The following is an 8,125-nucleotide window of genomic DNA, read 5'->3' on the forward strand; positions in this document are numbered from 1 at the left end:
TCCAACGATGTGGAGGAAAGCGTGATCGAGGGCCATGTGAGCAAGCTGCGCAAAAAGCTCCGCTCCCGCCTCGGACACGATCCCATCGAAGCCAAACGATACATCGGATATACTTTCGTCGGGTGAAACCCACGCTTCAGATCAATCGCGAAACTGGGAATGATTTGAACTGAGGGCGGTGACCAACAATTGCGGCAGACGAGCAAAGATAATTTGGGCCTGTGGATGCAGCGAACGATCGTGACAGTCGCAGCTTGTTTGCTGTCGTTAGCAGGATGCACTGACAGCAGTCAGCCCTATAGTTCGCCATGGAATCCGGAGAAGCGTTTCGACCCGTCGGTTTCTCTCTATTCAAGTCCATGGAATGCTCCGTTTCCAGAGCCTCCAATGGACGGAGCAGTTCGCTACCCTGTAGTTCCACATGGTACGGGCACTCCAGCAGAGACTCTGGAGCCGATAGGGCCGTGGGCATCCCGTCCTGTCGCAACATCCGCAGATATGCTGGAGCCGGTGACGCAAACACCCCTTGCAGCCGCTCCCCCACCCTCCATTGATCCAACCCTCAATCAGACCCCACTTGCCTCGTCTTCCCCTCCGCAGCCGCCAGCGCAACAAGTGAGATCCGTTTCATCCTTGGTTGGAAAATGGACTGTTACGGATGCAAACACATCATGTCAGATCCAACTTTCGAGCTCCGCGACTCTCGATCTTTATAAGGCGTCGACCGGCAATTGCGGAATACAGGCTTTGCGCGATGTAAACACGTGGTCTTTGCGCAACCAGGAGATCGCGCTCTACGCAAAAGGACGGATTGTAGGGCGGCTGCAGGAGAGTGGCTCCGAATATATCGGCCAAGTTGAAGGCCAGAAACGGCCCATCGTAATGGCTCGTTGAGCCGCCGCTATTAAACGAGCACAAACTTCTCGGTAGAACTTATTGGCAGAAAGACCGCGCAACAGGCGTCCATTGCCCAAATCCCGTGGCCACCATGTTAGTCATGATGCGGCATACATATTGTTTTTGAGCGGGGTCGTTATTCGGACCGGCGTGGTAGCGGGCAATCGCCATGGTCCAGGTTCCCTCGCGCGTGTGCAACTGCTTTAGATATTGAGCCGCATACTCCACGTTGTCGCGGGGATTCAACATACTTTCTAGAGAACTAAATCGTTCCCGATGATAGTAGTGATTGATCTGCATGCATCCGAGGTCGATGAGCTTGGCGCCAGCTCGCCTCGCCTCCTCGAACCGCTGAAGTGCTTCGGCCGTACTTTGCGCAAAATATGCGCGACCTTCGATATTCATTGCATAGGGCTGCAGCGACCCGCGATTTCCCGTTTCGGCGAGCCCGACGGCATAAAGCATCCCGAGTGGGACGCCATGCTTTGATGCGGCACGGATCATCTCTCGCTCACAGGCATTGGTATTTGCCTGTGCTTGAAACGGCAAACTAAAGATAGACGCCGCCAGCGCCGCGAGCCGAAGCAGATGCTTCATCGTTTTCATTATTTCTCCCCCGTCCCCTAGAGTTCCCCGTCTCATCCGCCAGCTGCCTCGGCTGCTCATCCTGACCGGCTTGGTTCTGCTGAAATCCTCCAGAACTGGTTTGGTTGGGCAACGATTGCCTTCCTTCCATTGAGGCTTCCTGGGAGGCATCAACTCCAGTTACATGAATCGTGATTATATCTGGACGGTATCCTGAACCCCGGAGCAAGCTAGAGAGCTTATCCGTATCCTTTCGCAGAATATCCGCAGTCTCGTTGCTGTCTGTATGGAGTTCCATTTCAAGGTTATCTCCGGACAGACGCATCTTAACAGTAACAACTCCGAGCTCCACAGGATGAAGCTGGATGTTCAGGATGCGCAGCACTCCATCGGAAGGCTTGATAACGATGGAACCAGTGTCTGAGATCCCCTTTCCCAGTACATTGTGTTGAGCTGAATTGGCATTAACAGCATCTGCAACGACTGCATTTGCAATTCTCTGAAGATTCGACAGATGGGAGGAGGAGCCCGTCGTTTCAGGCTGGGTCGGAGCCGAGCTTGAGACAGCTTCTTTTCTTGCACCAGCGAGATCGTCAAAAGCTGACTTTTTTACTAGGCTCTTCTCTGCTGTTTCATCTATCGACGCGGCCAACTGGGGAGATGATCCGTCCTCAATAGGGAGTTCGTTACTGCCGAGCTCCTTATCAAAATTCCTGGGCAGGCTCGTTTCTGAAACGACGGGCTTAAAGTGTGCCTCCTGATGCAGCACGGAAGCCTTCATTACCGTCGCGCTCGACGTTTTCAGATGGATGCTCTCGGAACTATCATCTCGCCGGGGAATAACTTTCTCCAGAAGCGAGGATGCATGTTCAGCGGCAGAGCTATTCCTCCCGGAGGCTCCTTGGGTCGGTTGTGACTGCACAGAGAAGACAAATTGGTTGAATTGTATATCATTTACTTCCCGCGCGTTAGGATCGATTTCTTGGCTACCTACATCGGGAGCCGGAACTGATCCGTCAGGATCCTCGGGCACATCAAGGGTATTCATCTTAGCAATTTCAAGGTGTGTTTCACGCATGTCCGCAATGATGAGTGGCTTTCGGCCCTGCACATCACTCTCGCCCTGTTTGGATGAAAGTGTCTTGAGCAGGGCATCGAAGTCTGCCGCTTCTGCGGTGCCTTGAGGGTTCTGCCCTTCCTTATCGAAACCGTCCGGATTGGCAGACTTATATGTTTGAGACTCGATTCTTCGCGCTGCATTTTGGAGGATGAATTCGAGCTTGCTCATCGATTTTCTTTCCTTACCAATTGATCTATCGCACCAAGAGCCTGTTGCGCCCGGGAGATGGCCGGTGTCGGAGTCCGAGCCGGGTCTAACGTTGCTCGCTCGGCCGTATCGGGAGCCTGAACGGCCGGAGGCACCGACACTTTTGTAGTTTGGGGATTCTCACGAATATAGCTGGCCATCGCCAGTGCGGATTCGAGCAACGCAATATCGGGTGCTTGAAGGATTGTCCGGTCCAGCTTCTTAAGTTCTGAAAGACCCTCTTCGAAACCTTGTGGGCTGACGATAACGGCCGCGGCTCGGTACAGATTGGAACGGGCCGTATTCGCGGCATCTCCCTTGGAGAGTTCCTTAGCTTTGTTCGCAGCAAGTATCGCAGCCGGCATCTGTCCCTGATTAACTGCAGCTCTAGCGACTAAAAGATAGAGCTCGAGCTGCCCCGCTGGTTCAAGCTCGTTCAATGTCGCAACAAGTCTCGCAAAGTAGTCGGGATCGCGTGTAAATTCCAATCGCGTCAGAGCAGCAGCGAAACGTTGTCTGAAGTTTCCTGCATATACGGAATATCGAAACCGTCGCAGGTACTGCCTGGACAGCATATCAAATTTCTTCGAGTCGCCCATTTGGCCGACAACAAAGATCTCGCGACGCAAGGCTGCCTCTTCCACAAGGGTGCCCGGAAGCTGCAGGCGTGCGAAGTCGAGAAGCGCGACTGATTTACCGGGATCCTCTCTGACGGTAAGAGCAGCCTGTATGAGAGCAACTTGTCCTGAAAGGGTGACAGGGAGTTTATGGGCATCGACTTCAGACAGAAATTTCTGAGCCTCGCCCTCGCGTCCCTCAACATAAGCAAGAGCACCTTGAGCAAGAGAACCTTCTGGAGAAGGCAACTCACCAAACGACAGGACCTTCTTAAGAACATCGGGTCGTCCGCCGCTTAGAACATATGTTACCGCAGCCCGTATGTTCTTCGGATCCTTCCAGACGGGCGCTTCCATAGAGATCAATCTCTCGTCGATATGGGAGAGAAGGACCCTTTGGGCAACATGCGCGTTTGTCGATCCCGCAGCGATCTGATCCTGAAGAGCCTGCAGGGTTCTTACAAGCTCTACGGGCGATGCGTCAACTTGCGCAGCCTTGGTACCTTGAGCGGATGCTACTGAGGTCCAACCTGCAATCAAGAGAACAAGCGCCTGTTCAACTCGTAGACGAATTCGCACTACGGTGTCTCCCGGAGAAGGATCTCGATACGGCGGTTTTCTGCCGCATTTGCATCCGACCGATTCTTCAACTCGCGATCCGCACGCCCTTCGATGCTTCCGAAGCGATTTTCATTCACTCCACCGCGGATCAACATATACGACGCCATATGCGCGCGGGCTGTTGAAAGACGCCAATTGTCATAAGTTTCCGAGCGGAAGGGTCGACCGTCCGTGTGGCCTCTTATGATGATCTTTCCGGGCCGTTCGCTGATAATCTTTGCGATCTTCTCCATTGCACGAACGACTTTCGGCTGCGGCTCTGCCGAGCCGACGGCAAACATGCTAAAGTTCAGGTCGTCCGTTACACTGATAAGAAGTCCTTCCCCCGTACGTTTCACTTCAACGTGGGGCGCAGGACTTGACAGCTTCTCAGGCTGAAGAGCTTTTGCGATCTCTGACTTAAGGTCAGCATCACCATCAGTGGCAGTTGCTTTTGCCGTATCTTGTTGCGCTCTTCCCGGTCCGCTCAGCTGAGCGTCAGCATTAGTCGTTTGAGAGCCAGATTTTTTATCGTCCCTTTCGCCAGAAGCTGGATCGGTGCCGGCCTTCGAGGAGGGAGCGAGGGCATCGATCGTTCCCTCCCGCGGAACCGGCGCCATAGTCCCGGGCGCGCCGGGCGTTTTTGTCTTGGGCTTAGCGCCGGGCACAACCTGCCAATACATGGGATCAAATGGATCTCGATAGGCCTCGCCGCCATTCGTTCCAGGCTGCCCGGTCTCACCAAACGAAACATCTACACTGGATGCATTATGCGGCTGATCCTGCTCATTCTCAGCGGCCAAACGGGCGAGGACGGCATAGGGATCTTGGAAGAGAGCGCCTTCCTCAGCTTGCGACTTCTGCGGCTGTGTTTGGGACGTCCGCCCGCCTTTTCCCTCGCCGCTGCCTTTCTTGGAGGTAGCATTCTGGCTACCTTCCTTTGTCAGATTGGAGTCGTTCTTAGGGTCGTTCAACCCTTTTCGATCTGTTGTGCTTTCAGCAAGCTTCAGAGGATTGAAATAATTCGAAATCGTCGAGCGCGTCTCATTATCTGTTACGCTGATCAGCCACATGACCAAGAAGAATGCCATCATGGCGGTCATGAAGTCCGCATGGGCGATCTTCCAGACGCCACCTTTATGATGCTCTTCCTCCGCCTCATAACGGCGAACGATGATGATTTCCTGTTTGTCTGCGTCAGGCATTTTGACTTGACCTTACAGCATCAGCCATGCGGCTGATCCACGTGCTTAGCTGCGCCTCTACGACCGTGTCGTCGGCTGTCAACTTTAGATCGGGCCCCGAACCGGGAACGTATTCCACATTATACTCTAGAGCTCCGATCTTTTCGCGGACGGCCTCGATCAGATCGGCAGGGCCGCTCACTGTTATCTTGACTGCTTCGTGTTTACACAGAAGCGACAGAGCATCGGAAAAGTCGCTGACAGCCTGCACACGCAAAGATTCACTTAAAAACGGCACAAGGACATGAGCAATCTTATTGCCTAGAACGTCAAAGAGGTCGGCGAATCCTGTGGACAGGTCTTGCGAGAGTTTTTCAGCCGCCTCGGCCACCCATTTGCTGCGTGCAGCCTTGAGCATGTCGTCTGCTTCAGAGCGAGCTGTTTCGAGTGCCGCCTTTAGTGCCCTGTCGGCAACTGCTCTCTCTTCGTCTCGAACGCGAGCTTCTGCGTTGCGTACAAGTTCGGCAGTCCTATCCTGCTCTTCGTCACGTCTGGTGACGATCGGCTTAGGTGCATTTGGAGCAGGCTTGCTGGAAGCGTCCTCCAAATGGAATTCCATAAGGTAGTCGGCTATCCCGCCAGCCATCACGCAGCCTCTTGGATGAGCCACTGCTTCAGGATCGAAGCAGCGTGCTCTTCGTTATACTCAACGAGCTGCTCAAGCTTCTTTTGAGGCGAGCGGTTCATTTTGCCCGTCAGGTCCTCAATAAGGTTGGGGACAGTCTCTGCTGCCTCAATCTGTGCCGTGCTTTCGGAAGCCGCAATCAGGCTTTCGAGACTCGGTGTTTCGCTTTCAAGAACCTTCTCTACCTCAGGACGCGCTAGGATTGCCGTCACGGCTGGACGGAGACCGAACCAAATGAGGAGGGTCGTGACGACCAGGATCGTCGCGGCATTGATGATATTCCCGAACTGCCGCATAAGGACCTCGGTCAATCCGAGAGGCGGCGCCGGTTCCATCATGCGTCCGTCGTCAATGAATCCGACCGCCGCTACTTTGATCTGATCGCCTCGCGTCCTTTCAAATCCTGCAGCCGAGGAAACCAGCTGCTCAATCTCAGAGATCTTTGAATCGATAATTGCCTGGTTCTCAGCATTGCCACCAGAGAGCGCAGACAGCCGGCTCTTATTGATGAGCACGGCGACGGACAGGTTCTTTATCGCGTATCCATCGCTGATCGTTTGTATCGTCTTGGAGGAAATCTCGTAGTTGGTGAGCTCCTCGCGACGCTGATTGTCTTCACTGGAGCTATCGCCGCCGTCGGCACGAACGCGCTCCTCGGGCAGGTTCTGCTGGACAGTTGTCGGCTTTTGATTGGCACGGTTTTGGGAAACCTCGGTCTCCTTCACGGTGCGAACTGATCGCTCAACCTTAGACTCGGGATTGTAAATCGTTTCATTGACGCTTGTCTTATCCGTGTTCAGGCGAGCCGCAACGCTGACCTCGAAGTTTCCGAGGCCGAGGTATGGCGTCAATGTGCGGCGAATGTTGTCTTGGATTTCGCGGCTAACATTGCGCTCAAGGCTCGCCATACGACCTGTCGACGCGTTTGCGCCGTCGTCTCCGGCCATCAAGAGCATACCGTCAGTATTGAGGACGGTGACCTTGTCGGCCTTCATGCCCGGAATTGCGGAGGCCACCAAATGCCGAATGGCTTGAGCAGAGCTCATATCGTCTGCCGGTTCTGTCCTGACGACCACCGATGCGGATGCGGGCTGCTGTTCTCTTCGGAAAGATCCCCTGTCCGGCAGGACGATATGAACTCTGGCTGCCTTAACGCCCTTCATCGTCTGAATGGTGCGTGCGATTTCACCCTCTAGAGCCCTGACACGTGTCACCTCCTGCATGAAGGACGTGAGCCCCAGCGATCCGAGATCGTTGAACAGCTCGTAGCCTGATTTCGAGCTTTGAGGCAGACCTTTCTCGGCAAGAAGCATTCGCGCTTGCGCGGTATTGCCGTAACTCACCATCACGGCTTTCCCGTCCGCGCTGACGTCAAACGGAATGCCGGCATCTTTAAGCGCTGCGCCGATTCGGCTGACATCTTCCCGCTCGAGCCCGACATATAGGGCCTCCTGAGCGGGGCGGCTCAGGTAGTAGGCACCTATTCCGACTCCCAGAAAGACTGCAAGACCAATGAGTCCTAGAGCTGCGAGACGGCGAGCTCCGAGCTCAAGAATGTTGGTCCACAATTTTTCGGCGTGCTGGCGACCGGTCATCAAACGAACCTAATGCTGGATATTCGATACGACCGGCAATTTCGCTGCACAATCTTGTGTGGAGATTGCGAAAGAGAAAAGCCGCGCCCAAGGCGCGGCTTTTGACAGTAAAACATGAAGAAGAAGTTTGGTCTTTGTGCTCTTGGGACTTAGCCCTGGAAGAGCGAAAGGATGCTCTGCGTGCTGCCGTTGGCGATGCTGAGGGCCTGAACGCCGAGCTGCTGCTGAACCTGCAGAGCCTTAAGGCGGGTCGACTCTTCTTCCATGTCCGCGTCTACCAGCGTACCGATCGAACGCTCGTTCGCCTTGATGAGCGATTCGACGAAGGTCGTCTGCGACGTGATCTGCGTCTTGTTCGCACCCAGCGTGGTCGCTGCGTCGGTCATGGCGCCCAGAGCCTTGTCGACGATCTGGATGTAGGCGCGGAGCTTCGACAGGTCCTGGTTCTGGATGTTCGAGATGTCGAGCTTGTCGACCGAAAGCTCGTAGTGCTTCAGGAAGCCATCCTCGTCAGTCGAATGAACGGCATAGGACTTGTTCAAGATGCCGCCTTCACCGTCGGTGCCGGCCGTGACGCCGTCGTTAGCGGTCTTGCGGTCCGTCTCGAAGGTGGTCTTGGCTGTCTCGTAGGTGGTCTTTGCCGTCTCGAGAGCCGT

8 protein-coding genes and 1 pseudogene are annotated in these 8,125 nt (G+C 54.6%); 2 read left to right on the forward strand and 7 right to left on the reverse strand.

Annotation, left to right across the window (positions count from 1 at the left end):
- Positions 1 to 126 (forward strand): annotated as a pseudogene (locus tag LJD17_RS23745) (DNA-binding response regulator); the annotation flags it as partial.
- 372 nt (positions 127 to 498) lie between these two features.
- Positions 499 to 894 carry an AprI/Inh family metalloprotease inhibitor gene (locus LJD17_RS24445; protein ID WP_227386715.1) on the forward strand — a complete coding sequence of 132 codons (396 nt, stop codon included), beginning with the start codon at positions 499 to 501 and terminating at the stop codon, positions 892 to 894.
- A gap of 39 nt (positions 895 to 933) precedes the next feature.
- On the opposite strand, the gene LJD17_RS23755 is transcribed toward LJD17_RS24445, so the two are convergent.
- The 7 genes from LJD17_RS23755 to LJD17_RS23785 form a co-directional block, all read right to left on the reverse strand.
- The gene (locus LJD17_RS23755; RefSeq protein ID WP_227386717.1) at positions 934 to 1,503 is read right to left on the reverse strand and encodes a transglycosylase SLT domain-containing protein; all 570 of its coding nucleotides are present in this window, start codon (positions 1,501 to 1,503) and stop codon (positions 934 to 936) included.
- Entirely contained in the window at positions 1,448 to 2,770 is a 1,323-nt protein-coding gene (locus LJD17_RS23760) for a flagellar hook-length control protein FliK (protein ID WP_227386719.1), read from the reverse strand. The genes LJD17_RS23755 and LJD17_RS23760 overlap by 56 nt, the downstream gene beginning before the upstream one ends.
- Positions 2,767 to 3,984: a chemotaxis protein gene (locus tag LJD17_RS23765; protein ID WP_227386721.1), complete on the reverse strand. Its 1,218-nt coding sequence runs from the start codon at positions 3,982 to 3,984 to the stop codon at positions 2,767 to 2,769. Before LJD17_RS23765 ends, LJD17_RS23760 begins: the two co-directional genes overlap by 4 nt.
- Positions 3,984 to 5,210 (reverse strand): MotB family protein, encoded by a 1,227-nt coding sequence (locus LJD17_RS23770; protein WP_227386723.1) that lies wholly within the window; start codon positions 5,208 to 5,210, stop codon positions 3,984 to 3,986. The genes LJD17_RS23765 and LJD17_RS23770 overlap by 1 nt, the downstream gene beginning before the upstream one ends.
- On the reverse strand, positions 5,203 to 5,835 hold the full coding sequence (locus tag LJD17_RS23775) for a hypothetical protein (protein WP_227386725.1): 633 nt from the start codon (positions 5,833 to 5,835) through the stop codon (positions 5,203 to 5,205). The genes LJD17_RS23770 and LJD17_RS23775 overlap by 8 nt, the downstream gene beginning before the upstream one ends.
- A complete protein-coding gene (fliF, locus tag LJD17_RS23780; RefSeq protein WP_227386727.1) occupies positions 5,835 to 7,469 on the reverse strand; it encodes a flagellar basal-body MS-ring/collar protein FliF in 1,635 nt (544 codons plus the stop codon). The genes LJD17_RS23775 and fliF overlap by 1 nt, the downstream gene beginning before the upstream one ends.
- A gap of 149 nt (positions 7,470 to 7,618) precedes the next feature.
- Positions 7,619 to 8,125 (reverse strand): flagellin (locus tag LJD17_RS23785; protein ID WP_264478566.1); only part of this gene is annotated, 507 nt, incomplete at its 5' end.

The sequence above is a fragment of the Microvirga rosea genome (genome assembly GCF_020595095.1).
GTDB classification, from domain to species: Bacteria; Pseudomonadota; Alphaproteobacteria; order Rhizobiales; family Beijerinckiaceae; genus Microvirga; species Microvirga rosea.

Excerpts from the sequence above, each read along its gene's own strand:
- LJD17_RS23755 (WP_227386717.1), bottom strand. The coding sequence starts at position 1,503 with ATGAAAACGATGAAGCATCTGCTTCGGCTCGCGGCGCTGGCGGCGTCT.
- LJD17_RS24445 (WP_227386715.1), top strand. The coding sequence starts at position 499 with ATGCTGGAGCCGGTGACGCAAACACCCCTTGCAGCCGCTCCCCCACCC.
- LJD17_RS23775 (WP_227386725.1), bottom strand. The coding sequence starts at position 5,835 with ATGGCTGGCGGGATAGCCGACTACCTTATGGAATTCCATTTGGAGGAC.
- LJD17_RS23770 (WP_227386723.1), bottom strand. The coding sequence starts at position 5,210 with ATGCCTGACGCAGACAAACAGGAAATCATCATCGTTCGCCGTTATGAG.
- fliF (WP_227386727.1), bottom strand. The coding sequence starts at position 7,469 with ATGACCGGTCGCCAGCACGCCGAAAAATTGTGGACCAACATTCTTGAG.
- LJD17_RS23760 (WP_227386719.1), bottom strand. The coding sequence starts at position 2,770 with ATGAGCAAGCTCGAATTCATCCTCCAAAATGCAGCGCGAAGAATCGAG.